This is a genomic window from Streptomyces sp. Ru73 (genome assembly GCF_002920575.1).
GTDB lineage: Bacteria > Actinomycetota > Actinomycetes > Streptomycetales > Streptomycetaceae > Streptomyces.
The window spans coordinates 1-23,779 of record NZ_PQSQ01000054.1 but is presented as its reverse complement, the minus strand read 5'-3'; the positions used below and the strand labels follow the sequence as shown (position 1 = coordinate 23,779).

General features: G+C 74.2%; 18 protein-coding genes and 2 pseudogenes. 10 read left to right on the top strand and 10 right to left on the bottom strand.

What is annotated here, in order from left to right:
- Nucleotides 1–76 precede the first annotated feature (76 nt).
- Together zapE and C3486_RS22190 are read left to right on the top strand one after the other, a co-directional pair.
- Nucleotides 77–1,198: a cell division protein ZapE gene (gene zapE, locus C3486_RS22195; protein ID WP_103834497.1), complete on the top strand. Its 1,122-nt coding sequence runs from the start codon at nucleotides 77–79 to the stop codon at nucleotides 1,196–1,198.
- Between the two features lie 137 nt (nucleotides 1,199–1,335).
- Nucleotides 1,336–2,694, top strand: coding sequence for an alkaline phosphatase PhoX (locus tag C3486_RS22190; protein WP_103834496.1), 1,359 nt, complete (start codon nucleotides 1,336–1,338; stop codon nucleotides 2,692–2,694).
- A gap of 75 nt (nucleotides 2,695–2,769) precedes the next feature.
- Here C3486_RS22190 and C3486_RS22185 read toward each other — a convergent pair whose 3' ends face one another.
- The 4 genes from C3486_RS22185 to C3486_RS22170 all read right to left on the bottom strand — a co-directional run bounded on the left by C3486_RS22185 (nucleotide 2,770) and on the right by C3486_RS22170 (nucleotide 5,559).
- The gene (locus tag C3486_RS22185; protein ID WP_103834495.1) at nucleotides 2,770–3,000 is read right to left on the bottom strand and encodes a hypothetical protein; all 231 of its coding nucleotides are present in this window, start codon (nucleotides 2,998–3,000) and stop codon (nucleotides 2,770–2,772) included.
- Between the two features lie 126 nt (nucleotides 3,001–3,126).
- Nucleotides 3,127–3,795 (bottom strand): ABC transporter, encoded by a 669-nt coding sequence (locus C3486_RS22180; protein WP_103834494.1) that lies wholly within the window; start codon nucleotides 3,793–3,795, stop codon nucleotides 3,127–3,129.
- Nucleotides 3,792–4,766: an ATP-binding cassette domain-containing protein gene (locus C3486_RS22175; protein WP_258052932.1), complete on the bottom strand. Its 975-nt coding sequence runs from the start codon at nucleotides 4,764–4,766 to the stop codon at nucleotides 3,792–3,794. Before C3486_RS22175 ends, C3486_RS22180 begins: the two co-directional genes overlap by 4 nt.
- A 115-nt stretch (nucleotides 4,767–4,881) precedes the next feature.
- Complete coding sequence (locus C3486_RS22170) at nucleotides 4,882–5,559, bottom strand: AIM24 family protein (RefSeq protein WP_103834521.1); 678 nt, start codon at nucleotides 5,557–5,559, stop codon at nucleotides 4,882–4,884.
- A 282-nt stretch (nucleotides 5,560–5,841) separates the two neighbouring features.
- Between C3486_RS22170 and C3486_RS22165 the strand changes: the two genes are divergently transcribed.
- Nucleotides 5,842–6,591, top strand: coding sequence for a peptidyl-tRNA hydrolase (locus C3486_RS22165; RefSeq protein ID WP_103834520.1), 750 nt, complete (start codon nucleotides 5,842–5,844; stop codon nucleotides 6,589–6,591).
- Nucleotides 6,592–7,058: 467 nt separating this feature from the next.
- Here C3486_RS22165 and C3486_RS22160 read toward each other — a convergent pair whose 3' ends face one another.
- Nucleotides 7,059–7,745: a nuclease-related domain-containing protein gene (locus C3486_RS22160; protein WP_181138649.1), complete on the bottom strand. Its 687-nt coding sequence runs from the start codon at nucleotides 7,743–7,745 to the stop codon at nucleotides 7,059–7,061.
- A gap of 189 nt (nucleotides 7,746–7,934) precedes the next feature.
- Here C3486_RS22160 and C3486_RS22155 point away from each other — a divergent pair, with 189 nt between their 5' ends.
- From C3486_RS22155 to C3486_RS22125, 6 genes and pseudogenes are all read left to right on the top strand, one after another.
- Nucleotides 7,935–8,573 (top strand): CoA pyrophosphatase, encoded by a 639-nt coding sequence (locus C3486_RS22155; RefSeq protein WP_103834519.1) that lies wholly within the window; start codon nucleotides 7,935–7,937, stop codon nucleotides 8,571–8,573.
- A 467-nt stretch (nucleotides 8,574–9,040) separates the two neighbouring features.
- The gene (locus C3486_RS22150; protein ID WP_181138648.1) at nucleotides 9,041–9,733 is read left to right on the top strand and encodes a LysE family translocator; all 693 of its coding nucleotides are present in this window, start codon (nucleotides 9,041–9,043) and stop codon (nucleotides 9,731–9,733) included.
- Nucleotides 9,734–10,203: 470 nt separating this feature from the next.
- A pseudogene (locus tag C3486_RS38145) lies at nucleotides 10,204–11,623 on the top strand (DUF692 domain-containing protein); the annotation flags it as partial.
- A gap of 149 nt (nucleotides 11,624–11,772) precedes the next feature.
- Entirely contained in the window at nucleotides 11,773–12,723 is a 951-nt protein-coding gene (locus C3486_RS22135; RefSeq protein WP_258052931.1) for a TIGR04222 domain-containing membrane protein, read from the top strand.
- A gap of 657 nt (nucleotides 12,724–13,380) precedes the next feature.
- Nucleotides 13,381–14,142, top strand: a pseudogene (locus C3486_RS22130) (DUF4142 domain-containing protein); the annotation flags it as partial.
- A 549-nt stretch (nucleotides 14,143–14,691) separates the two neighbouring features.
- Nucleotides 14,692–16,242 (top strand): alpha/beta hydrolase, encoded by a 1,551-nt coding sequence (locus tag C3486_RS22125; protein ID WP_181138646.1) that lies wholly within the window; start codon nucleotides 14,692–14,694, stop codon nucleotides 16,240–16,242.
- A 33-nt stretch (nucleotides 16,243–16,275) separates the two neighbouring features.
- Here the strand turns inward: C3486_RS22125 and hemQ are convergent, their stop codons facing one another.
- Together hemQ and hemG are read right to left on the bottom strand one after the other, a co-directional pair.
- Entirely contained in the window at nucleotides 16,276–17,016 is a 741-nt protein-coding gene (gene hemQ / locus C3486_RS22120) for a hydrogen peroxide-dependent heme synthase (RefSeq protein WP_181138645.1), read from the bottom strand.
- Nucleotides 17,017–17,018: 2 nt separating this feature from the next.
- The gene (hemG, locus tag C3486_RS22115) at nucleotides 17,019–18,494 is read right to left on the bottom strand and encodes a protoporphyrinogen oxidase (protein ID WP_103834490.1); all 1,476 of its coding nucleotides are present in this window, start codon (nucleotides 18,492–18,494) and stop codon (nucleotides 17,019–17,021) included.
- Nucleotides 18,495–18,640: 146 nt separating this feature from the next.
- Between hemG and C3486_RS22110 the strand changes: the two genes are divergently transcribed.
- Nucleotides 18,641–20,119 (top strand): MFS transporter, encoded by a 1,479-nt coding sequence (locus C3486_RS22110; RefSeq protein WP_103834489.1) that lies wholly within the window; start codon nucleotides 18,641–18,643, stop codon nucleotides 20,117–20,119.
- 153 nt (nucleotides 20,120–20,272) lie between these two features.
- On the opposite strand, the gene C3486_RS22105 is transcribed toward C3486_RS22110, so the two are convergent.
- The 3 genes from C3486_RS22105 to C3486_RS38140 all read right to left on the bottom strand — a co-directional run.
- Nucleotides 20,273–20,530 carry a hypothetical protein gene (locus tag C3486_RS22105; RefSeq protein WP_258052930.1) on the bottom strand — a complete coding sequence of 86 codons (258 nt, stop codon included), beginning with the start codon at nucleotides 20,528–20,530 and terminating at the stop codon, nucleotides 20,273–20,275.
- A gap of 26 nt (nucleotides 20,531–20,556) precedes the next feature.
- Nucleotides 20,557–21,198, bottom strand: coding sequence for a hypothetical protein (locus tag C3486_RS22100; protein ID WP_258052929.1), 642 nt, complete (start codon nucleotides 21,196–21,198; stop codon nucleotides 20,557–20,559).
- 9 nt (nucleotides 21,199–21,207) lie between these two features.
- Nucleotides 21,208–23,779: hypothetical protein (locus C3486_RS38140; RefSeq protein WP_258052928.1), on the bottom strand; the 2,572-nt coding region annotated here is incomplete at its 5' end.

Sequence of the window (23,779 nt, the reverse complement as noted above, 5' to 3'; positions counted from 1 at the left end):
TGGCACGGCGGCGGCCGTGTGACATGTCTCGCTCAGCGGCCCGTCGCCTGCCGCGCAGCGACTACCCTGGAGCGCTGTGTCACCTTCGAACCCCTCGTCGCCCTCGCAGCCCGCTCCGATAGCCGGCCGGTCCGCCGGTCCCTCGGACGACGCGGCTCCGGCCGCCCTCACCGCGCGCGCCCCGCATGTCCCCGCCGACCGGCTGGTCGCGGAGATGGTGCCGCCGCCGCGCTTCCAGAGCGCGCGCTTCGAGACGTACATCCCGGACCCGGCGCAGCCCAGCCACGCCGAGGCGGTACAGGTGCTCAGCTCCTTCGCGGCGGGCATCGGGGGTGCCGCGAGCCCTTCGGGGGGCAAGCGGCGCTGGTTCTCGAAGAAGCCCGAGGCCCCCAAGGGGCCGCGCGGCGTCTACCTGGACGGCGGCTACGGCGTCGGCAAGACCCACCTGCTGGCCTCCCTGTGGCACGCGACGCCGGCCGCCCCGGAACTCAAGGCCTTCGGCACCTTCGTGGAGCTGACCAACCTGGTCGGCGCGCTCGGCTTCCAGGAGACGGTCCGCACCCTCAGCGGCCACCGCCTGCTCTGCATCGACGAGTTCGAACTCGACGACCCCGGTGACACGGTCCTGGTCTCCTCCCTGCTGGCCAAGCTGGTCGAGCACGGCGTGGCGCTCGCCGCCACCTCGAACACGCTTCCGGGGAAGCTCGGCGAGGGCCGCTTCGCGGCCGCCGACTTCCTGCGCGAGATCCAGGGCCTGAGCGCGCACTTCCGGCCGCTGCGCATCGACGGCGAGGACTACCGCCACCGCGGCCTGCCCGAGGCGCCCGCGCCGTTCGACGACGAGACCGTGACCCGGGTCGCCTACGCCACGCCGGGCGCCTCGCTCGACGACTTCCCCGCGCTGCTCGACCACCTGTCGAAGGTGCACCCCAGCCGGTACGGCGCGATGTGCGACGGGATCCGGGCGGTGTGCCTCACGGACGTCCAGGCGGTCCCGGACCAGTCCACGGCGCTGCGCCTCGTAGTGCTGGCCGACCGGCTCTACGACCGCGAGGTGCCGGTGCTGGCGTCCGGCAAGCCGTTCGACGAGCTGTTCAGCGAGGACATGCTCAAGGGCGGCTACCGCAAGAAGTACTTCCGCGCGATATCCCGCCTGACGGCCCTGGCGCGGGACGCGAAGCAGCTGACGGAGAAGTAGCGCCCCGGCGCCCCGCCGGGGCGCCCAGCAGCCCGCCACTGCCTCCCACGGCACCCTCTACGCGCGTATTTCCCGGCCCCCCTGTGACGTGGTACACACGTGCGGTCATCACCTGTCCGCCAGCAGGGAGTTGCCTCATGTCCGCAACACGACGTCAGATCCTCGCCAGAACCGGCGCGGTGGGAGCGGGGATCGTCTTCTCCGGCGCCGTCTCGGAGATCTTCGCCGGCACCGCCGCCCAGGCCATGGGCAGGAGCGGTTACGGACCGCTGGTGCCCGACCCGGACGGTCTGCTCGACCTCCCGAAGGGCTTCCGCTACAAGGTCCTGTCCCGGGAGGGCGACCCGCTGCGCTCCGGAGAGGGCAAGGTACCGAGCAACTGCGACGGCATGGCCGCCTTCAGGGGCCGCCGGGGCCACACCCACCTCGTGCGCAACCACGAGAACCGCAAGAAGTCCCGCTCCCCCGTGCCCACCGTGTCCGGCATCACCTACGACCCCATGGGCGAGGGCGGCTGCACGGCCATCGAGGTCGACGCGCACAACGGGGTGGTCTCCGAACGGGTCGCCATCGCCGGCACCTCCACCAACTGCGCGGGCGGTCCCACTCCGTGGAACACCTGGCTGACGTGCGAGGAGACCGAGTTCAAGGCGGGCGAGGAGGGCTACACCAAGGACCACGGCTTCATCTTCGAGGTCGATCCGTACGACCCGCGCCGCACCGGTGCCGTGCCGCTCACGGACATGGGCCGCTTCCAGCACGAGGCGATCGCCATCGACCCGCGGGACGGCACGGTCTACGAGACCGAGGACGCCTTCGAGAAGCCGTTCGGGCTCTTCTACCGCTTCCACCCGAACAAGCCGATGGGCGGCATCGGTTCGCTGCGTGCGGGCGGCCGGCTGCAGGCGATGCGCGTACCGGGGGTGAAGGACCTCTCCGCCATTCAGGAGACGGGCGCGACGTTCGACCGCATCGAATGGGTGGATGTCCCCGACCCGCTGGCGAAGCAGACCGCCATCCGCTTCCAGGACTTCGGGCCCAAGGGCATCACGCACGCCCAGAAGCTGGAGGGCTGCTACTGGGGCGGCTCCTGCGTGTACTTCGTGTCCAGCTTCGCGCACCGGGACGAGGGCTCGGCCGCCGACCACTACGGGCAGGTGTGGAAGTACGACCCGAAGGCGCGGCGGCTGACACTGGTCGTCGTCTTCGGGCCGGACACGGACCTGCAGCTGCCCGGCGAGTCCCCGGACAACATCTGCCTGGCGCCCAGCGGGGGCCTGATGGTCTGCGAGGACGGCGACGGCGCGCAGCACGTCTTCGGTGTGACGCGGAAGGGCGCGGTGTACCCGATGGCGCGCGGCCGGCAGAACATCGGGACGCCGGAGAAGCCGGAGTGGGGCGAGTTCGCCGGCGTCACCTTCGCGCCGGACGGGCGCACGATGTACGTGAACTGCTACACGCCGGGGACGACGTTCGCGGTGACCGGTCCGTTCTGACGGTCTGACGCCGGCAGCGGCGGTGCGTCCGGCACGGCCGGCGCACCGTCCGCTCCACCGGCCCGGGCGGGCGGCTCAGCCCGAGCAGGCGGTGCGCTGGGCCTCCAGCCACTCGCACGGCGGGCACAGGACGATGCCGGGCGTGGACTCCGGGTACTCGGTGGGCGCACGGCACAGGACGCACTCGGCGAACGGCTCCTCCGGGGAGGCGGCGGGCGTCTCCTCCCCGGAGGCAGCGCGCGTGCCCTCCTCGGAGGGCGCGGGCGGTGCGTCTTCGTGGGCGGGGCGCTGACTGGCGGACGACATGGTCCCGAGCCTAAAGCCTGGGCACGGCCTGAAGCCCGTGCCGGTCTGCAGCCTGTGCCCTTCTGAAGCCCTGTAGGGTCGCACGCCCGTGTGCGGCTGCCGGCCGGGCTCAGGTGCGCCGGGAACTCAGGTGCGCCGGGAGCTGAGCACGCACGCCGCGCCGACGGCGGCCACCGCGATCAGGGCGGCGGCGCCCAGCGGAAGCCAGGGAACGGTCACCGTGCCGTGCGACGAACCGGTGACCAGGCCGCTGACCGCGGCGTTCGCGGGCGAGCCCGCGGCGACGAGGAGCATCAGGGCGGCCAGCGCGCCCGTGGGGATCGCCCACCCCGGGCTGTGCAACACCGGCCGGTTGGCCAGCGCCCCGACGGCCGTGCCCAGCAGGACGCAGCAGAGGGCCGTGAGCGCCCCGGCGAGGACCGCTGGCCCCAGCGGTACCGCGATGCGGTGATCGGCGCTGCGCGGGTCGGAGACCAGCGCGGTGAAGGCCGTGCCGAGCACCCCGAGCACCGTCGCGGCCAGCGTGGCGGCCAGGACGGCCGCCAGGTGCGCGCGGCCGGGCCCGGCGGCCGCCGCCGTGCAGGCCCGCGCCGCGGGCGGCTCGGCGGTCACCCCGGCCCGCACCAGCCAGGCGGCCACGGGCAGCAGCGGGGCCGCGGCGTACCCGAGCCCGTCGAGCACCGGGTCGCCCGCCCGGATGCCGATCGCCACGAACGCGGCGTACACGAGGGTGGGCGGCAGCCAGCGGTGCGAGCCGATGAGCAGCGCCACGTAGTAGCGGAGCAGCGGTGTCACGGGATGTCCGGCCTCCGTGCGGTGCGGTCGGAAGGGGCTTGCTCAGGGAACTGGGCTCCCTCGGGGACAGGGAATCGGGCTCCTTCAGTGGGGCGGGCTCCCTCAGGGGAACGGGCTCCCTCGGTGGGACGGGCTTCCTCAGGGGCGACGGCGTGGATGTGCCAGGGCGGCCGGGCCGTGAGGAGCGCGTGCAGCAGCGTGTCGGAGTGCGTGGCGGGCACGGTGAGCCGGGTCGTGCCGTCCGGGCCGGGCGCGGTGCGCGGCGCCCCCGGAAGGCCCGGCGGCGGGTCGGCGCCGGGCGGGCCCTGCGCCACCACGGTGACGCGCGGACCGGGGGCGGCGTCCGAGGCGTACGCGGCTGCCTCCTGGCGGCGCAGGCCCGTGTCCACGACCCGGTAACAGGCGTCAGCGGCGCCGGCCAGACGGGCGGGATCGTGGTCGACGAACACGACGGTGCCGCCCGCAGCGACGCGTTCGGCCACAGCGCGGTCGAGCGTGCCACGCGCCGTACGGTCCAGGCCGGTCCACGCCTCGTCCAGCACGAGCAGTTCGGGCTCGGCGAGCAGCGCCTGGGCGACGGCGACCTTCTGGCTGGTGCCCTTGGAGAGCTCGGCGAGCGGCGTACGGGCGTGGCCCGCCGCCCCGAAGCGCTCCAGCCACTCCGTGGCGCGGCGGGCCGGCTCGGCACCGCGCAGCCCGTGGACGCGCCCGAGGTGGCTGAGGTATCCGAGGGCGGTGAAGGGCAGCGCAGCGGGGAAGCGCTCCGGTACGTACGCGGTGCGTGGGCGCCCCGTGACGCGGCCGGTGCTCGGCGCGTCGATCCCCGCGAGCAGGCGCAGCAGCGTGGACTTGCCGCTGCCGTTCGCGCCCTCGAAGCGCAGCAGAGCGGCGCGCGGCACTTCGAGGTCGACGTCGCGCAGCACCCAGGGGCCGCGCAGCCCGTAGCGCCGCCCCACCTTGTGCAGCTTCATGCGGTCCCCCTGTGGTCCCCCGCCTCCGTGCCGGCCCAGTTGCCCGTCTCATCGTGGCCCGGCCGGAAGGCTCAGCCCTTCCCTGCCCGACCGAGTGGCTGCCCGGTCCGGTGTCTCAGCCCTTCGACGCCTGCTCGGGCTTGGCCTCGCTCGGGCGCACGATCACGAAGCCCTCGCCGTCCAGGCGCAGCTGAACGGCCTCGCCCGAACCGCCGCGGATCATCGAACCGAGGCTCTGCGAGCGGTGCAGGGAGGTCTTCAGGGCGGCGCTCCAGCCGACCACCGCGTCGGTGTCGACGAAGACCGGCAGCTGCGGGCTCACCGGGATGACGATGGGGTTGCCCTCGCAGATCACACCGAGTTTGCCGTGGCCGGTGAAGAGGGAGTTGAAGAGCCCGCCGCCGGTCATGCCGGCGCCCTTCACGACCTTTATCTCGTAGGAGAGGGTGGGGTCGAAGCACAGCACGTTCCGGCCGTTGACGGTGAGGCTGTCGCCGGGGGCGAGGTCCACGATGAAGCAGTTCTGCGCCTCGTGCGCGAACCACACCTCGCCCTGACCGCGCACGGCCATCAGCGCGAGCCCCTCGCCGGTGACCGCGCGCTTGAGGAAGTTGCCCACTCCCTGGCCCTGCTTCTCGAACTGGAGGTTGCCGCGGAAGGCCACCATGGAGCCCTGGCGCGCGTAGCACTCGCCGTCCACCACGTACTTGATCGACTTGGCGTTCTGCAGCGACATGCCGGGGGCGGTGGCCTGCGTGACCAAGTTCTCGGACGAGAAGAGTTCGCTCTGCATGCCGAGGATGATCACCCGGAACGATTGGCTCCGCCAAGCACATACGGGTGGGCGGTGCCGTCGGTACGCGTCGCGCGGCCCGCCGGGCCCGGACGGGCTCCCTCGCGAGGTCCGGGCGGCCCCCTCTCGGGGGCCGAGCAGGCTCCCGCGCAAGAGCCGACGGGCTGCCGCGCAAGAGCCGACGGGCTGCCGCGCAAGAGCCGGGCGGGCTCCCGCGCGGGGAATGTCAGTGGGGGCTGGCAGACTGAATTCGTGAGTGACACCGAGACCACTGAGACCAGCCTGAGCAGCACCGACGCCCCGGACGGCCCGGACACCGCGGCCGCGGCGGACAGCGCGGCGGCGTCCGCCGCTCCGCGCGCGGAGGCCGACCGCGACGCGGCGCCGCAGTTCGTGCTGCCGCTGGTCGTCCGGCTGGAGAAGACCGCGCCGCCGGCGCGCACGGACGCGCTGGAGACGGCCGCGCGGGCGGTCCTGGTGCTCCTCTCGGACGAGCGCGCGCGGGGTGAGGGCGAGTGGGCCGCGGCCGTACGGGACTGGCAGGACGCCCGGATACGCAAGGTCGTGCGGCGGGCGCGGGGCGCGGAATGGCGCCGGGCCGGGGCCCTGCCGGGCATCACGGTGGACGGCGGCTCCGCCGAGGTGCGGGTCTTCCCGCCGGTGCCGCTGGACGGCTGGCCCAAGGACCTGGCCAAGCTCCAGGTCTCCGGTACGGAGCTGGACGACCCGGAGCCGCCGGCCGCGCCCGACCCGGAGGCCCCGGTGCTGTGGCTGAGCCCGGAGCTGGAGATGTCGGCCGGCAAGGCGATGGCGCAGGCGGGCCACGGCGCGCAGCTCGCGTGGTGGGAGCTGTCCGGGGCCGAGCGGGAGTCCTGGCGGGCGGCCGGCTTCCCGCTGGCCGTGCGCACGGCGGAGCCGGACCAGTGGGCGCGGCTCACCCGCAGCGGCCTCCCCGTCGTCCGCGACGCGGGCTTCACGGAGATCGCCCCGGGCTCCTGCACGGTCGTGGCGGACCACCCGGCGCTGCGGTAGACCGTTTCCTGACGGGCTCGGCCGGAGGCCGGCGAGTGCGGTTGGGCCGTTGGCTCCCGGGCCTTCCGGGCTCCCGGGTTCCCGGGCTCCCGGGCTCCCGGGGCGCCACTCGCTCACTGCTGAGGGCACACCCCGCCTGCGCGCGGTTCCGGGCGGACGGGTGTCGTTGCCGGCCCGGGGCGGCTGCGCCGAGGACACGACGGCTCGGCTTCCGGGCAGGTACGGCCCAGGACGCCCAGGGCCAAGCGCGGCCCAGGACGCGCGAGGCCAAGCGCCGCTGCACAACTGTGCCGAGCGGCCCTTCGCCCCGCAGCGGTTGCGGCTGTCCGACGTTCCCGGGGAGCCTGACGCCGTCGGCGGACGCATCGTCCGTGGGCGGCGACCGCTCGTCGGCTCCCGAGCGGCCGGGGCCACGCTGGGTCGGCGGTCCGGTGCCGGCGGGTGCCAGTGGTCGTTTGCCGACGGGGTCAGAGGTCGTTCCAGGTCCAGCGGTTGCGGGCGACGGTGTGGATGCGGTCGGCGGCCGCGGGGGCCAGTACGCCGCCGAGCGCGCCGAGGGCCGTGACCGCGTGGGCGCCGGCCACGAGCCGGACCTCCGGCTCGCCGCGGGGGTACGCCTCCGCCGGTTCCGGCAGCCGTTCCACGTGGCGGGGCCCGACGAGGACGAGGACGGGGCGGGCGGGCACCGGGAAACCGCAGGCGCGGGTCAGCGCGTACGTGGCGCGCACGGCACGCTGACGCGCCCGGCGTACGTACGGCAGCGGGCGCCGGCCCGGGCCCGGGCGCACATCGCTGTCGTCCGCCCGTACCCGCGCGGCGCGCACGGCCTCCGTGGCGAGGCAGAAGACACCGCCCGGGCCGATCAGGAGGTGGCTGATCTCGCTGCCCGGCGGCAACGGCACGGAGTGCAGTACGTACCAGCCACCGCGGCCCAGCCGTTCCAGCTCCGCGCCCACTTCGCACTCCGCCGCGAGCCGGCGCCGCCAGTCGTCCTGCACCGGACGGCGGCCGAGGAGTCTGGCCCCGAAGAGGGCGAAGCCGTCCAGCGGGTGTTCGGCGAGGAAGGTACGCAGCGTCTCACCCGGGCGGTTCGGCGCGAGGTCGTCGTCCGGCGGGAGGAAGAGCCGGTCGGGGTCGTCCGGTGTCGGCTTCACGGACATCACCCCTTGCGGGACTCTTCTCCGGCGGGCGGACGCCGTGGCGCGGGCCCCGCCCCTCCCCCATGGGACCAGCCCCGCGCGGGGCGGGGCAAGAGCGAGTGAAGCTACGCCGAACGGAGGCCGGCGAACGGCCACGAAGGGGTGGGAACGGGCGTCCGGGCGTGGTACATCGTGATGATGCCGATGTCGACGTTGAAGGAAGCGGACTTCGCGGACCCGTCCCGGCTCGAAGCCGCGCTGCGCGCCAATCTGGCGGCGTTCGAGCGACGCGCGGTCCCCGTACCGGAAGGCGTGCGCAGCGCCGCCGTGTGCCTCACCGTGGTGCCGTTCCGGGACGAGCCGCACGTCCTGGTGATCAAGCGGGCGCCGCGCGGCCGGAACGCCGGGCAGTGGGCGCTCCCGGGCGGCCGCCTGGACGAGGCGGAGTCGGCGGAGGAGGCGGCGCTGCGGGAGCTGGCCGAGGAGACCGGCGTCGAGGCCGGCCCGGAGGAGGTCGCCGGGCTGCTGGACGACTTCCGTACCGACTCCGGCTTCGTGATCACACCGCTCGTCGTCGTCCCGCGGGGCCCGGTGCTGCCGCGCCCGGACCCGAAGGAGGTGCAGTCGCTGCACCACGTACCGCTGCGGCGGCTGATGAAGCCGGACCTGCCGCGGTGGGCGACGGCACCGGACGGCGGCCCGCTGCTCCAGATGCCGCTGCGCGCGGGGATGGTGATCCACGCGCCGACCGGTGCACTGCTGTGGCAGTTCCGCGAGGTGGCCCTCCTCGGGCGCGCGACGCGGGTCGACACGGTGACGCAGCCGGAGTTCACCCGGCGCTGAGGGGGTCGGTCCTCGCGGGTCCCGAGTGCGCTGCGGCGGGCGGGGTCCGTATGCGCTGCGATCAGCGGGCCCCGAATGCGCTGCGGCGGATGGCTCACGAGTGCGCTGCGGCGGGCAGGTCCCGAGTGCGCTGCGATCGGCGGGCCCTGAATGCGCTGCGGCGGGTGGCTCCGAGTGCGCTGCGGCGGGCGGTCCCGAGTGCGCTGCGGCCGTCAGGCCCTGAGTGTCCTGCGGCTCTCAGGCCCCGAGGGCCGCGCGGCCGTTGGTCCCTGGGTGCTCTGCGGCCGTCAGGCCCTGAGGCTCTGCGGTCGTCAGGCCCTGGGTACCGGGCGGTCGGCGGACCCGGGTGCCGGGCGGCCGTCGGCACCCGAGTGGGCGCGGTCGCCAGGCCCTGTATGCGGCGCGGCCGGCGGCCCCCGAGTGCCCCGCGGGCGGCGGGGCACGGCGGGGCACGTACGGTTTCTTACGTGTACACCTCACTCCTCGGCTTCACGGTCGTCGCCGCGCTGCTGACCGTCTCCCCCGGTCCGGACTTCGCCGTCGTGCTGCGCACGGCACTCGGGGCGGGGCGGCGCGCCGCCCTGTGTTCCGCGCTCGGCATCGCCACCGGGTGCTTCGTGTGGGGGCTGGCGGGCGCGGCCGGACTGACGGCGATGCTGTCGGCATCCCGGGTGGCGTACGACGCGCTGCGGATCGCGGGCGCCGCGTACCTGATGTGGCTCGGTTTCCAGGCCCTGCGCAGCGCGCGGCGTGCCGCCCGGACGCCCGCCGGGGCCGCCGCCTCGGAGACCCCCGCGGAGGCCCTTCGGGACGGTCCGGAGGCCCTCGAGGGCGGGGTGACGGCGGACGGGCCGCGGACGCCGTGGCGTGCCTTCCGCACCGGCCTGCTGACGAACGTGCTGAACCCCAAGGTCGGCGTGGTGTACATGTCGCTGCTGCCGCAGTTCATCCCGCACGGCGCGCCGGTCGTGGCCACCACGCTGATGCTGGTCGCCGTCCACGCCGTACTGGGCATGCTCTGGCTGGGCGCGGTGGCCCTCGCCGTGCACCGTGCGCGGGCCGTCTTCCGGCGCCCGCGCGTCCACCGCCGCCTCGAACAGCTCACCGGCACGGTCCTCTTCGGGCTCGGCGCGGCGGTGGCCGCGGAGACGGCCCGCTGACGGCACGGCACGGCCGCCCGACGGGTGGGCGGGTCGGGCGAGCGGACGGCGCGGACGGCGGGCGGTCGGAAGGCCAGGCGGCCAAGGAGCCAGGCGGCCAGGCGGCCAAGCGGCCAAGCGGCCCGCCACCGTACGGCGTCGTGCGCGCCGCACCAGGGTTCCGGGCTCACGGCGTACGACCGTGCCGGGCGCGCCGCGCACACGACGGTGCCGGTTCGCGGCGCAGAACCGCGCCGAGTTCGCGGCGTACGTCCGTGCCGGGCTCACCGTGCGCATTCGTACGCCGCGCAAAGGCGGGGAAAAGCTCAGATCCGGCTCTGAACCCGGCCGGTCGACGGTTCGTCCTCTTCGGAGGGGTGATGAGTACGGAAACACCACAGTCGGAGCGAGGGGGAACGATGGAGCAGCCAGGGCGTACCGGGCGTGCGGACCACCGGGAGCGGCGGGCCGGTCCGGAGCCCCGGTACCGGCTGGGCACCGGCATCGGGTGGCGGCCCGAGATCGCCGACGGGATCGCGGAGCTGCCCGGCATCGACTGGGTCGAGGTGGTCGCGGAGAACATCTGCCCCGGCCATCTCCCGCCCGCTCTGGAAGCGCTGTGCGCCCGCGGCACCACCGTCGTGCCGCACGGCGTCTCCCTCGGGCTGGGCGGCGCCGAGCGCCCGGACGCCGGTCGGCTGGCGGCGCTGGCCGAACGCGCCGAAGCCCTCGGGGCGCCCCTCGTCACCGAGCACATCGCCTTCGTGCGGGCGGGCGGTGAGCTGACCGGGGGGCCGCGCATGGAGGCCGGGCACCTGCTGCCCGTCCCGCGTACGTACGACGCGCTGGACGTGCTGTGCGAAAACGTACGCATCGCACAGGACGCGCTGCCGGTACCGCTTGCCCTGGAGAACATCGCCGCGCTGATCAACTGGCCGGGCGAGGAGCTGACCGAGGGTCAGTTCCTCGCCGAGCTCGTGGAGCGGACCGGTGTGCGGCTCCTCATCGACGTGGCGAACCTGCACACCAACCGGGTCAACCGGGGCGAGGACCCGGCGGCGGCGCTGGACGCGCTGCCGGTGGAGGCGATCGCGTACGTCCATGTGGCCGGCGGGTTCGAACGGGACGGCGTCTGGCACGACAGCCATGCGCACCCCGTGACGCAGCCCGTCCTCGACGTCCTGGGCGAGCTGTGCGCCCGGGTGAGCCCGCCCGGCGTGCTCCTCGAACGGGACGAGAACTTCCCGCCGGTGGCCGAGCTGGCCGCCGAACTGGACGCCATCCGGGACGTCGTGGAGGAGGCCGCGCCCCATGCCCGAGCGACTGCCTGACCCGCTGCCGGCTGCCGAGCCGGGGGCGCCCGAGGAGCGGCACACGTCCGAGGAGCGGCACGCGTCCGACGGCCGGGGTGCTCACGGAGGCCGGGGCGGCGCTTCCGGAGGCCAGCACGCCCCCGCCACACCCGGAGGAGGCCCCGCCACACCCGGAGGAGGCCCCGCCACTCCCGGAGGGACCGAGGCCGCCCGGTTGCGGCTGGCCGCGGCTCAGGAGGAGCTGCTGGCCGCTCTCGTGTCGGACGGTGCCGATCCGGCGGGGTTCGACACGGAGCGGCTCGCCGTGCAGCGGCGCGCCCTGGCCGCCAAGCGCGCCGACGTGGTCGCCGCGGTGGCGCCCGAGCTGCCCGGCATACTCGGAGCGGACTACCGCACCGCCTTCCTGGACTACGCGCACCGCCGGCCGATGCGCGGCGGCTACCGCCGGGACGCGCTGGACTTCGCCGGCCATCTGCTCGCCCTCGGGCTGCCGGCGCACCCCGCCGCGCGGCGGAAGCTGACACAGTGGTGGCGCGAGCGCGCGGGCCCCACCCCGCCGCCGGCCCGCCCCGCGGCGCGGCTGGCCCGCCTGGCCCGCACGCTGGCCGGCTTCCTGCCCCGGCCCGGCGGCGGGCGGCCGGACGGGGACGGCCCGGCGGGCGACGGCCGGAGCAGGGCCCGTGACGTGCCGGAAGGCGCCTCGCGGGTGGAGTATGTCGGCAGACCCCGGAGTGGGAGGTAATCACGTTGTCCTTCGCGCAGTTGGTGTACCTGGCCGTCGCCGCGTCCTCGGTGGTGCTCATCGTCGGTACGGTCCACACCCGCCGCGCCGCGCCGTCCCCGCGGACGGTGCTCGTCGACGTGCCCTCGCACGACCTCTGGGAGAACGCCTTCCTCGCCGGCGGCCCCGGCCGGGTCGCCGACGCGGCGATCGCCGGGATGCACAGCGACGGCCGGCTGGTCATCGGCGGCCCCGGGACGGTCACCGCGCGCCGTCCCGCCGTCTCGCACGACCCGGTCGAGTCCGCGGTGCTGGAGGCGCTCGCGCGGACGCCGGGCGGCTCGCTGGCCCGGCTGCGCCCCGTGATCATGCGCAGCGCGGCCGTCCAGCAGATCGGCGACCGGCTGGCCGACCGCGGCCTGCTGCGCCGCCCGGAGGCCGGCCGGCCGTGGCGGCAGCTGGCCCGGCTGCAGATCGGCGCGTGCATGGGCATCTTCTTCCTCGGCATCTTCCAATCGGTGACGGGCGGGCTGGACGACGGCGCTCCGCAGTACCCGCAGAACATGCCGTTCGTGCTGAAGGTGACGCCCGCCGTGTTCGCCGGGATCTTCATCGGCACGCTCTGCCGGAACGCCGTGCGCCGTCGCATCACGAAGGAGGGCAAGCGTGTCCTGAAGCGCTTCCGTACGGCCAACAAGGCGGCCGCCGCCGGCCCGGCGGGCCAGCCCGCCGCGCTCGCCGTGGCCGTCGGGGGCGCGGCGCTGCTGGTGGACCAGGTGCTGCGGGAGTACCTGCAGGAGGCGCAGCGGGCGGCGTCGGGGGCCGGTGCCGCCGCGGTGGCCTCGGCCGGGGCCGGGCCGGGCGGCGGCTGGAGCACGGGCTGGCGACGCGGGCGGCCTGTGGTGCGGCTCCTCCGGGGGCGGGTCGGGTTGCGGCGGCTCCTCGTGCGGTGGTTCCGGGGGCTCGTCGTGCGGTAGCGGCTCCTCCTGCGGGGGCAGCTCCGGCGGCGGCTCCTCCTGCGGCAGCTCCAGCAGCTGACGCCCCCTGGGACGCGACACCCGCACCTCCCGAGGAGCGGGCCCCGCCCCCTCCGGGGCCCGGCTCCCGACTCCTCCAAGGCGCGGCGCCCCGACTCCCCCCGGAGCGCGGCGCCCGCACGATCACCATGCGCAGCAGCCCGCATGCCCCTCATGCGCAGCGATCCCCGGCACCCGGTGCGCAGCGGTGCCGGCCGCCCTCGTGCGCAGCGGTCCGGCCCCCCGTACACAGCTCTCGCGCGCACCCTCGTACACAGCGGCCCGGCCACCCCCGTACGCCGCACCGAGACGCGCCTCGTACGCAGCGGCCCCAGCTGCCCCGTACGCAGCGCTCGTGCGCACCCTCGTACACAGCGGTCCGCCCCCCGTACACAGCGCCGTTACGCGCCTCGTACGCAGCGGTCCCGGCCGCCCCCGTACGCAACTCTCGCGCGCACCCTCATACGCGACGGCGCCCTCCGGCCCGGCCCCGTACGCCGCGCGTTCCGGAAACACGTCAACGTACCAACGTGCTGCTCCCGTTGAGCGGGGTTCGGGGAAGCGGGGGTGCGGGTGGGGACGGTCGGACTAGCGTGCGGGTCCGCACCAGGAGGCACCATGCGATCCGTCACCGGAACCGGTCTCGTCGTCGCCGCTCTCGTCGCGACGGCAGCCGCACTGCTCTTCCCCATCCTGTCCTTCGCCGGGCTGTCCGCGGCCGGCACCGACATCAACGCGGGCACCGTGGCCACCCGCTTCGGCCCGCTCTCCGCGCTCGACCGCGACTTCGTGAACAAGGTCCGGCTCGCCGGGCTGTGGGAGCTGCCGGCCGGGCAGCAGGCCGAGGAACGCGGCACCACCAAGGCCGTACGGACCGCGGGCGAGCACCTGGTCTCCGGCCACACCTCGCTCGACCGCCACGTGCGGCAGGTGGCGGCGCAGCTCGGCGTCGACCTGCCCAACCAGCCCAACGCGCAGCAGCAGGGCTGGCTCACGGAGCTGGCCGCGGCGCGCGGTACCGACTACGACCGGAAGTTCGCCAACATCCTGCGGCTGGCGCACGGCCGGGTCTTCACGGTCGTCGCCCAGGTCCGCGCGACCACCCGCAACTCGCTGGTACGCGGGCTGGCGGACGACGCCAACGCGACCGTCCTCGACCACATCGGCGTGCTCGAACGCACCGGTCTCGTGAACTTCGACGGCATCGCCCGGGACACCCAGTCCTCCGCCTCGCCCACGCCGCCGGCCTCGCCCACGCCCGCGCCCTCGGCACCGCCCGCCGCACCCGCGGCGTCCGCGGCCCCTGCCGCCCCCGCCGCACCCGCGCCCTCACCCACCGCGACGTACTCCCTCCCGCCGGCCGCCTCGACACCCGCGCCGCAGGACCCCGCCAACGGTGAGGGCCCCGGCAATGGCAACGGCATGGGTCCCGGCAACGGCGAGGCGCGCGGCAACGGTGCGGCGCCCGGCAACGGCGAAGGCCGCGGGGAAGGCCGGAACGGCGGCGCCGGCCACGGTGGGGGCCAGGAGAACCGCGGGGGCAACGGCCCGCACGCGGCGGGCAGGGGCTGACCGCGCCGGCCCTCGGCCCGGAGCCGAAGCTCGGAGGCGAAAGCCGGGAGCCGAAAGCCCGGAGCCTAAGCACAGAACCGGAAGCCGGAAGCCGAAACCCTGGAGTCCCGTGCCGAGGGCCCCGGCCCGTCCCGTCCCGCCCGCCCTCCGTACGCGGCGCACGGCGCCCGCGCGGGCGCGCGGCGCCCCGCGGCATCCCCCACGCGCTCCCGTGCGGACTCTTCCGGGGCATCCCTTCCGACACCGGCGCCCGGTGCTTTACATCGTCAAATCGCCGCTCAAGTATCCCTTTTGTCACACCCCGTGACGCCATCCGGAGGCGGCACGTCGGCACGGTGACCCACGAAGGGAAGGCTTGTGAAGGCAGTAGCGCTGTTCGGCACCATCGGGTCACTGGTCCTGGGCACCCTGGCAGCCGCCCCGGCGGCCGGGCTCCCCTCGACCGCTCCGGCCGCCGCCCACGCACCCGCACCTGCCCCGAAGATCGCCTGGGGCCGCTGCCCCGCCGTGGAGCACCTGCCGTCCGGCGTGCAGTGCGGCACGGTCCGCGTGCCGCTGGACTACGCGCACCCCGAGGGCAAGAAGATCGACCTCACCGTCAGCAGGCGGCGCGCCAGTGGCCCCCCGAAGGAGCGGCAGGGTGCGCTCCTGTACAACCCCGGCGGCCCCGGTGGCTCCGCGATGCCCTTCCCCATGTACGCCGAGCTGCCCGAGTGGCGCCGCACGGCCAGGGCGTACGACTTCGTGGGCTACGCGCCGCGCGGGGTGGGCCGGTCGGCGCCCCTCTCGTGCAAGGACCCGAAGCATGCCTCCGAGGCGCCCTCGGACAGCCCGGTGCACCCCTCGGAGCGCTTCAAGCAGCGGAAGATCAAGGAGGCGCGTGCGTACGCGGAGGGCTGCGCGCGCCGTGCCGGTACGGCGCTGAAGTACTACAACACGCTGAACAACGCGCGTGACCTGGAGATGCTGCGGGCCGCGCTGGGCGAGAAGAAGCTGACCTTCATGGGCGCGTCGTACGGCACGTACCTGGGGGCCGTGTACGCGACGCTCTTCCCGGGGCACGTGCGCCGCATGGTCTTCGACAGCGTGGTGAACCCGGACCCGGACAAGATCTGGTACCGCAGCAACCTCGAGCAGAACATCGCCTTCGAGGGCCGCTGGAAGGACTGGCGCACCTGGGTCGCCAAGCATCACAAGACCTACCGCCTCGGCACGACGGCGGAAGCGGTCGGCCGGTCGTACTACCGGGCGGCCGCGCAGCTGCGCCGCAAGCCGGCGGGCGGCAAGGTCGGCCCTGCGCAGCTCCAGTCGGCGTTCCTGACGGCGGGCTACAGCGACCACTACTGGCCGATCCGGGCGGCCGCGCTGTCGAAGTACCTCAAGGGCGACCCGAAGCCGCTGATCGCGCAGGCGGCGCCGGACCCGGCGGACGCGGTGTCGGACGAGAACGGCGACGCGGTCTACACGGCCGTGGAGTGCAACGACGCGGCCTGGCCGCGCGACTGGCCCACCTGGGACCGCGACAACACCCTGGTGGCGCAGGTCGCGCCGTTCGAGACGTGGGACAACGCGTGGATGAACCTGCCGTGCGCCTTCTGGCCGCGGTCGGCCACCGAGGCCGGCGGGCGCCCGCTGGACGTCCGTACGGCCCCCGGCGTGCTGCCTCCGGTCCTGCTGCTGGCGGCGGAGCGGGACGGCGCCACGCCGTACTCGGGCGCGCTGGAGCTGCACCGCAGGCTGGCGGGGTCCCGGCTGGTCACCGAGCGGGACGCGGGCACGCACGGCATCGCGTTCAGCGAGAACGACTGCGTGAACAAGTACACCGAGGACTACCTGCTCACCGGGCGGGTCCCGGCGCGCGACGCGGTCTGCAAGCCGCACGCGGAGCCCGAGCCCGGTGAGAAGTGAGCCCCGAGCCGTCCCTGAAGGCCGTGCGGCCGGTCAGGCCAGGCCGGCCACCAGCTCCGTGACCGGCTTGCGGCGGCCGGTGTAGAACGGGACCTCCTCGCGGACGTGCAGCCGCGCCTCGGAGCCGCGCAGGTGGCGCATGAGGTCGACGATGCGGTACAGCTCGTCGGCCTCGAAGGCGAGGATCCACTCGTAGTCGCCGAGCGAGAAGGACGGCACGGTGTTGGCGCGCACGTCCGGGAAGCCGCGGGCCATCTTGCCGTGGTCCGCGAGCATCCGGCGGCGGTCCTCGTCGGGGAGCAGGTACCAGTCGTACGAGCGTACGAAGGGGTACACGCTGACGTAGTTGCGCGGCTGCTCATCGGCGAGGAAGGCCGGGATGTGCGACTTGTTGAACTCGGCGGGGCGGTGCAGCGCCATGTTCGACCAGACCGGCTCCAGGGCGCGGCCGAGCTTCGTGCGGCGGAAGAGGTTGTACGCCTCCTGCAGCGCGTCCGAGCTCTCCGAGTGCCACCAGATCATGACGTCGGCGTCGGCGCGCAGGCCGGACACGTCGTACGTGCCGCGGACCACGACGTCCTTGGCGGCGAGCTGCTCGAACAGCTCGTCGACCTCCTCGGCGTAGCCGCTGCGGTCCTCCGGGAGGGCGGCACGGAGCTTGAAGACCGACCAGAGGGTGTAGCGGATGACCTCGTTGAGGTCCTTCGCCTTCTTGCCGGCGTTCGGGGTCTTCTCGGGCGCGGGCCCGGGCGTGGCGTCAGTCATGTCGTCCATTCTCACTCGCTCGCCGGAATGTCCGGCGTCAGGGTGGCCAGTACGGCGTCGGCGGCCTTCCGGGCGCTCGCGACGCAGGCCGGGATGCCCACGCCCTCGTAGAGCGCGCCGCACACCCGGAGGCCGGGGAGCCGGTCCACGGCCTCCTGGACGCGCACCACGCGGGCCAGGTGGCAGACGGGGTACTGCGGCAGGCCGCCGTCCCACCGGGTGACGTGCGCGGCCACGGGCGCTGCGGGCAGCCCGACCGCCTCGCGCAGGTCGGCCAGCGACAGCTCCACCAGCTCGGCGTCCTCGCGGGCCAGGTCGGCGGTGTCCCCGTAGCGGCCGAGGGAGGTGCGCAGCACGAAGAGGTCCGGGTCGGCGGCGCCGATCCAGCCCCACTTGTTGCTCGCGAACGTGGCCGCCTTGATCCGGTGGCCGTCGACCGGCGGCACGAGGAAGCCGCTGCCGGTGAGCCGGTCGGCGACGTCGGCGCGGCGGAAGGCCATGGTGACCAGGGCCATGGAGGCGTACTCGACGGCGTCCAGCTCCGTCGCGGCCGCGGGGCTCTCCGGGCGGAGGAGCCGGGCAGCGGCGGGCGCGGGGCAGGCGAGGACGACCGCGTCGGCCGCCAGGGCCCGGTCCCCGGTGCGGACCTCCCAGCCCTCGCCGGTCCGCCGCAGTTCCTCCGCGGCCGTGTGCAGCAGGATCTCGCCGCCCTTGGCGCGTACCGCGTCGGCGACCGCGCCCGGCAGCGTCCCGATGCCCCCGTCGATGCCCATGAAGACCGGCCCCGAGGCGGCGGGCCCGGTCTGGTGCACGGTGGCGGCCGTGCGCGCCTGGATGGCCCGTACGCCCTCCGTGAGGGAGCGGTGGTTCCGCGCGGCCTCGAAGAGCTGCGGAACGGCGGCCTTCATGGAGATGCGGTACGCGTCGCCCGCGTACACGCCGCCCAGCAGCGGTTCGACGAGCCGGTCGACGACCTCGCGGCCCAGCCGCTCGGCCACGTACTGCCCGACCGCGACGTCCTCGCCGACCTCCGTACGGGGCAGCGCGGCGTCCTCCTCGATGCGCGCGAGGCCGGCCTCGGAGAGCACGCCTGAGGCGGCGAGCGGCGCCGCGTCCCCGGGAACGCCCATGACGTGCCCCTTGGGCATCGGGCGGAGGGCGCCGCGGGTCCAGAGGGAAGCGGTCGCCGTGGTCGGCGGCTGCAGCCGGTCGCCGAGGCCGACGGCGCGCGCGAGCTCGACCGCCTCCGGCCGCCTGGCCAGCATGGACTCGGCGCCGAAGTCGACCGGTACGCCTGCCACCGCGCCGGCCAGCAGCTTGCCGCCGAGCCGCCCGGACGACTCCAGTACGGTCACCCGCGCGCCGCCGTCGAGTGCGCGGTGCGCGGCGGCGAGACCCGAGATGCCGCCGCCGATCACGACGACGTGACCGGGCGCGTGGCCCGTACGACCGGGCGCCTGGCCCGTACCGGTATGCGCAGTGCTCATGCCCCCACTCTCTCAGAGCCCGGACGGCTCCCCGACGGCACCTCACCGGCGGTCGCGGGGCCCCGTTCGGTCCGGCCTCTGGCGGCGGGGCCGTTCACGGTGCAAGCTGTCATGCCCCTGCCGTACAGGCCGAGAAGGGATCACCGATGACGCGCTCCTCCCCGGCCCCGGCCGCCCGGTCCGCCGCCGCACCACCGGGCGGGCGCGGCCGGTGGCAGCCGCACCACACCCTGTGGCTCATGCTGCTCGGCGGCTGGCTCTTCTCGTACGCCGACCGGTCGATCACCGGGCCCGTCGTCACCTGGCTCATCGAGAACGACCACGGAATGCTCGGCTCCGCCGCCCATCCGCACGCCCTCGGCGGCCTCATCGGCAGCCTCTTCTTCGCCGGGTACATGCTCACCCAGTTCCCCGGCGGCTACCTGGGCGACCGCTTCGGCCACCGGTCGATGATCGTGATCTCCCTGCTCTGGGCGGGCGTCACCACCCTGGCCAGCGGGTTCGTCGGCGGGCTGCTCGCCTTCGTCGTCCTGCGGGTGCTCACCGGGCTCGGCGAGGGCGTCTTCTACTCCAACGACCGGACGCTGATCGCCCGGTACTCGCCGCCGGAGAAGGCGGGCCTCGGCATGGGCGTGGCCATCACCGGGCTGGCGCTCGGCCTGACGGTGGCCACGCTCGGCGCCCCGTACCTGATCGACCGGGGCGCCGGCGCCTTCGGGACGGCGGGCGCGTGGCGGATGCCGTTCCTTGTGCTGGGCGCCGCGACGCTGGTCTTCGGGCTGGCCATGACCGGCTACCTGCGGCGGCTCGGCGGCCCGCTGAAGGCCGGCGCGCCGGCCCTGCGGCTGCTCGGCATCTCGGTGGTGCTGTGCGCCGCCGTGCTGGCCGTCTACCTGATCGCCGACGGGCTCGGGATGCCCGCGTGGGGCGTGGCGGTCGCCGAGTGCGTGCTCGCGTTCGTCCTCATCGGCGCGGTCTTCGCGCGGCGCGGTACGCGGATGGGGGCGGTCGCCCGCAACCGCAACGTGCTGCTGCTGTGCTGCGCGTTCATCGCGGTGATGTGGAACCTGTGGTTCTTCAGCTTCTGGTCGGTGTCGATCGTCGCCGACGCGGCGACCAGTTCCTTCGCCAAGGCGGCGCTGGTGGCGACGTTCAACGCGGGCGCCGGCATCCTGGGCTTCCCGGCCGGCGGGCTGCTCTCCGACCTCGCGAAGCGGCGCGGCTGGGGCCGCCGCCCCATGGTGGTGGCCTTCGTGCTCGTCCAGGGCCTGCTGGTCGTGGTGTTCGGTGGCTACCTGCACGCGGTCGGCAAGCCGTCACTGGTCCTGATGTCGGTCCTGCTCTTCGTCACCAGCCTGGTCTTCAACGCGCTCCAGCCGATGGTGCACGCGCTGCTGAACGACGTGGTCGACCCGGCCGAACGTGGCTCGGCGTTCGGGCTCTTCAACCTCGTCAGCGAGATCGGTGCGGTCGTCAGCCCGGCCCTCGGCGGCGCCCTCTTCGACGCCTACCGCACCTGGGTCCCGGCGATCTACCTCGACGGCGCCCTGATGCTCGCGAGCGCGGCCCTGTACGCACTGGTCCGTGAGCCCGGCCCGAAGTCCCTCCCGGCGGCGGGCAGCTAGGCCCCGGTACCGCCCGCTGACGGCTCCCCGGGTTCCCCGGCGGACCGGCTTTCTCCAGTCGGCCGGGCCGCGCGCCAGGCCCGCGTGAGCCGCCCCCGCTCGTCCCACCGGCGCTCTTCCAGTACGGTCAGCCCGTCTTCGGAGGACACGTGCTCAGAGGCGAGCGTGCCGTCGGGGTGCCAGGGTCCTCGCCACCCCGACGGGGAAGCCCATGCGGGCCGTGCCCTCGGAACGGAGCGTGCCGTCCCGGTACCACTCGCGGCAGAGCCCGTGCGGCACGCCGTCCACGTAGGAGTCCCGGCTGACGACGGCCCCGCCCATCCGCTCCTCGACCTCACCGGTGAACGACTCACCCCGGTAAAGGAGCAAATAGCCCGCCTCGACCTCGGGGTCATCGATGTCGATGCGCAACAGGAACCGTCTGCCCGTCGCTGCCCTTAAAGGCGGTCGGTGAGGTCGGGACCGCGGCCGTCGATGACGTCGGGCATTTCGATGCCGTACCCCTCGGCGCGGCCGAAATACGTGGCGTCGCCCGGCTCCGCCGCCGTACCGAGCAGCGTTTCGAGTTCCTGAAGCGCTGCCGCGAGGCGCGGCGCATTGCGCTTGTGGATTTCCGGATGCGGGAAACCCTTGAAGTCGAAATGGCCCCAGATGTCATGGAAGACCGCGACGTCGGCCGCGAGATGGCGTTCATCGGGATCGACGCTCAGCACGACGAGATCCTGCTCGCGCCGCTCCTCCCCGTCGGCGTCGAACCACGTCCCCGTCCCGGAGACGGTGAGGACTCCGGCCTGGGCCTCCGGATAACCGGCGGGCCGGCTCTGCTGGATTCGCTGCGCGAGGTCGGCGGGGTCGAGCCGCCCCATGACGGAAAGCCCCGTCGTCACGCCGATACCGCCGACTCCGTAGACGAACCATCGCCATTCCACCCGGCTCGGCTCCAGCAGGCCGTGCCTCCGCAGCAGCTCCGCCATGCGCGACGCCGTGTCCAGCGCGGACTCCAGACCGGGCGGCGCGAAGCCGTCCAGCTCCCATTCCCACGAGGCGCATTCCTCGGGTGCGCGCATCAAGAGGGACATGCATTTTCCTTACGGATAGACTTGGCCGTTGGCCGGAATGGTGACGGAGCCGTCCTTGAAGCGGAGCTCGAACGTCGCTCCGGTCTTCTTCGCGTAATGCTCCACGTCCTTGATGGTGGCTTCCGTGAGAGCGGCCCGCGTGTCGTGGACGTCGAGAATGGCGACCTTGGGGCCCGAAATCTGACCGGCCAACTGCTTGTCCGCGATCTTGCGAGCCGCGGAACCGATGCTGTGTTCCTGCCCGACGTCCTTGAGCTGGCACCCGTACTTGATGTCGTCCCCGGACTTGACCAGGACGTCGAGGTCCAGGCCCTGCCCCTTGTTCTTGTACTCGAAGGCCAGGTCGTCCACTCCACGGGATTTGAGGTCGGCGGCGAATTCCATGGCCTGGTGGACAGCGGGCAGCATGCCCTTCTGCTTGCACTGGCTGAGCAGTTCGCCATAGCCGGGCATACCGTCGAAGTCTCCTCGGGCGATGTACTCGGCGACCTGCGCCCCGTAGTCGCCCTTGCGCAACTGCGTGAGGAGCCGCTGCTGATCCTGCGGAGCCATTTTCGCACGGTCGAGCCCCGCCGTGACCGCCGCCTCCTGGTCGGGGCTCATCGGCCCGGTCGGCCCGGTGGCAGTACGGTCGCCCTCGCTGAACCGGTCGCCGTCGCCGGACGGATCATGGCTGCCGCCCGGTCCGTCGCCGGGTCCGTTCCCCCCGCCGGAGCCCTCGTGACCACCGGGAGCGCCCTCGTGGCCGCCCGCGCCCGGACCCTCGCCGTGACCGCCGGAGGCCGGACCCTCGTGGCCGCCGCCCGTGCCGGGGCCATCGTTGTGGCCGCCGGGGCCGTCGTTGTGGCCGCCGGGCCCGTCGCCGTGACCGCCCGGGTGGCCGCCGCCGGTGGGCGGTTCATGGCCGGCCGACGGGCCGTGGCCCAGGTCGTGCGCGGTGCCGCCGGGGAGGTGGTCGGCCGTGCCGCCGGGCGTGTCACCGATCCGGCCGGGGAGGCCGTTGCCCGGGGTGTCGCCGAGGTGGCCGGGGGCGTGGCCGCCCGGGGTGTCGCCGACGTGGCCCGCCGGGGTGGTGGCGTCGTCGCCGAGGCGTCCGGCGTCGCCGAGCTGGGTGTCGAAGCTGCCGCCCAGGCGGATGTGGGCGGCGTCGTCGGCGGCGTGCGCGCCGGCGCCGGCCATCGCCGGGACCTTGGCCGGGCTGTCGGCGTCCACCCGCGGCAGATCCGAGCCCGCGGGCGGCCCGGCGTGCGGGGAGCCCTCCTTGGGTGCGTTGTCGATGCTGTCCAGGACGTTGCCGTGCTCGTCCAGCAGGTTGCCGTCGCCGTCGAAGTACCGGGCCGGCTCGCCCGTGCCGGTGGGCAGCTTGGTGGCGTTCTCGGGCAGCGCCGGGACGTCGTCGGGCAGCTTGACGTTGCCGTCGGGCAGCCTGGTCGCCCCCTCCGGGACCGCCGCGCCCTCGGGAAGGTGCACGGTGCCGTCGGGCAGCTTCAACGCACCCTCGGGAAGCTTGATCGCGTCGGCGGGCAGCGCCGGAACGTCGATCTTGCCGATGCCCTTGATGCTCTTGGCGATGTCGCCGACCTTGGAGAGACCCGCGCCGGCGCCCTTGGCGACATACGTCATCGGGTCGATGACCTTGCCGGCCTTGCCGGCGACCGAGAGGGCCTTGGCCACCGCGCCGGCCTTGCCCGCACCGGCCGCAGCACCGCCCGCGCCGCCGGTGAAGACCGTGGTCAGGACGTTGAAGGTGACCGCGCCGGCCGCGCGGCCGGGGTTCTTGCCCCACTCGTCCCAGGCCACCAGCGCCTTGCCGGTCTCCTTCATCGCGGTGCGCGAGTCGCGGAGCCAGCTCGGCATCTTGTCGTCGGGGAGGGCCCAGAAGGCGGTGCCCACACCCGGAATGGAGGAGATCGCAAGACCCGTCGCCAGTTGGGCGAGGCCCTTCCAGGCCTGGCCCATGGCGTCCCAGCCGCCGAAGCCGACGAGGGTGCCCAGGCCCTTGATGGTGCCCCAGATGCCGTCGACGATCAGACCGTCCCACACGAAGGACTTCACCCAGTGGCCCACCTCGTACCAGTGGTGCTTCTCCTCCACCGGATCGCCCCAGGGCAGCTTGGCGTTCTTCATGTCCGCGGCGTTGAAGCCGTACTGGTTCTGCTTGTCCGAACCGTCCCCGGCCACCATCTGGGTGCCGTGCCACAGAGCGGTGATCTTGTTGTGGCAGGTGCGTTCGGCCGCCCAGAACGCGGCGACGGTGGCGGTGATGTCGTCGCGGATCTGATTGTGCTCGTGGATCAGATCCTCGTCGTAGTCGCCGTCCTCATCGTCCTTGTGGTCCCGGATGAAGTTCTGCGCCTTGGTCTTCAGCGCCGCCAGCTTCGGCACCAGCGGGCGGATCTCATCCGCGTACGCCGACAGGGCCGAGGCGACCGTCTCCAGGCCGTCGGCGAACTCATCCGCCCGGTCCTTGACGGGCTTGGTGGTGGCGAAGAGCTTTTCCGCCTCCGGCGCCTTGTAGAAGGCGGACAGGCCCTGGAAGTGGGAGTGCACGTCCGCGCCGGTGGTGCGGAGGTGCCCGGCA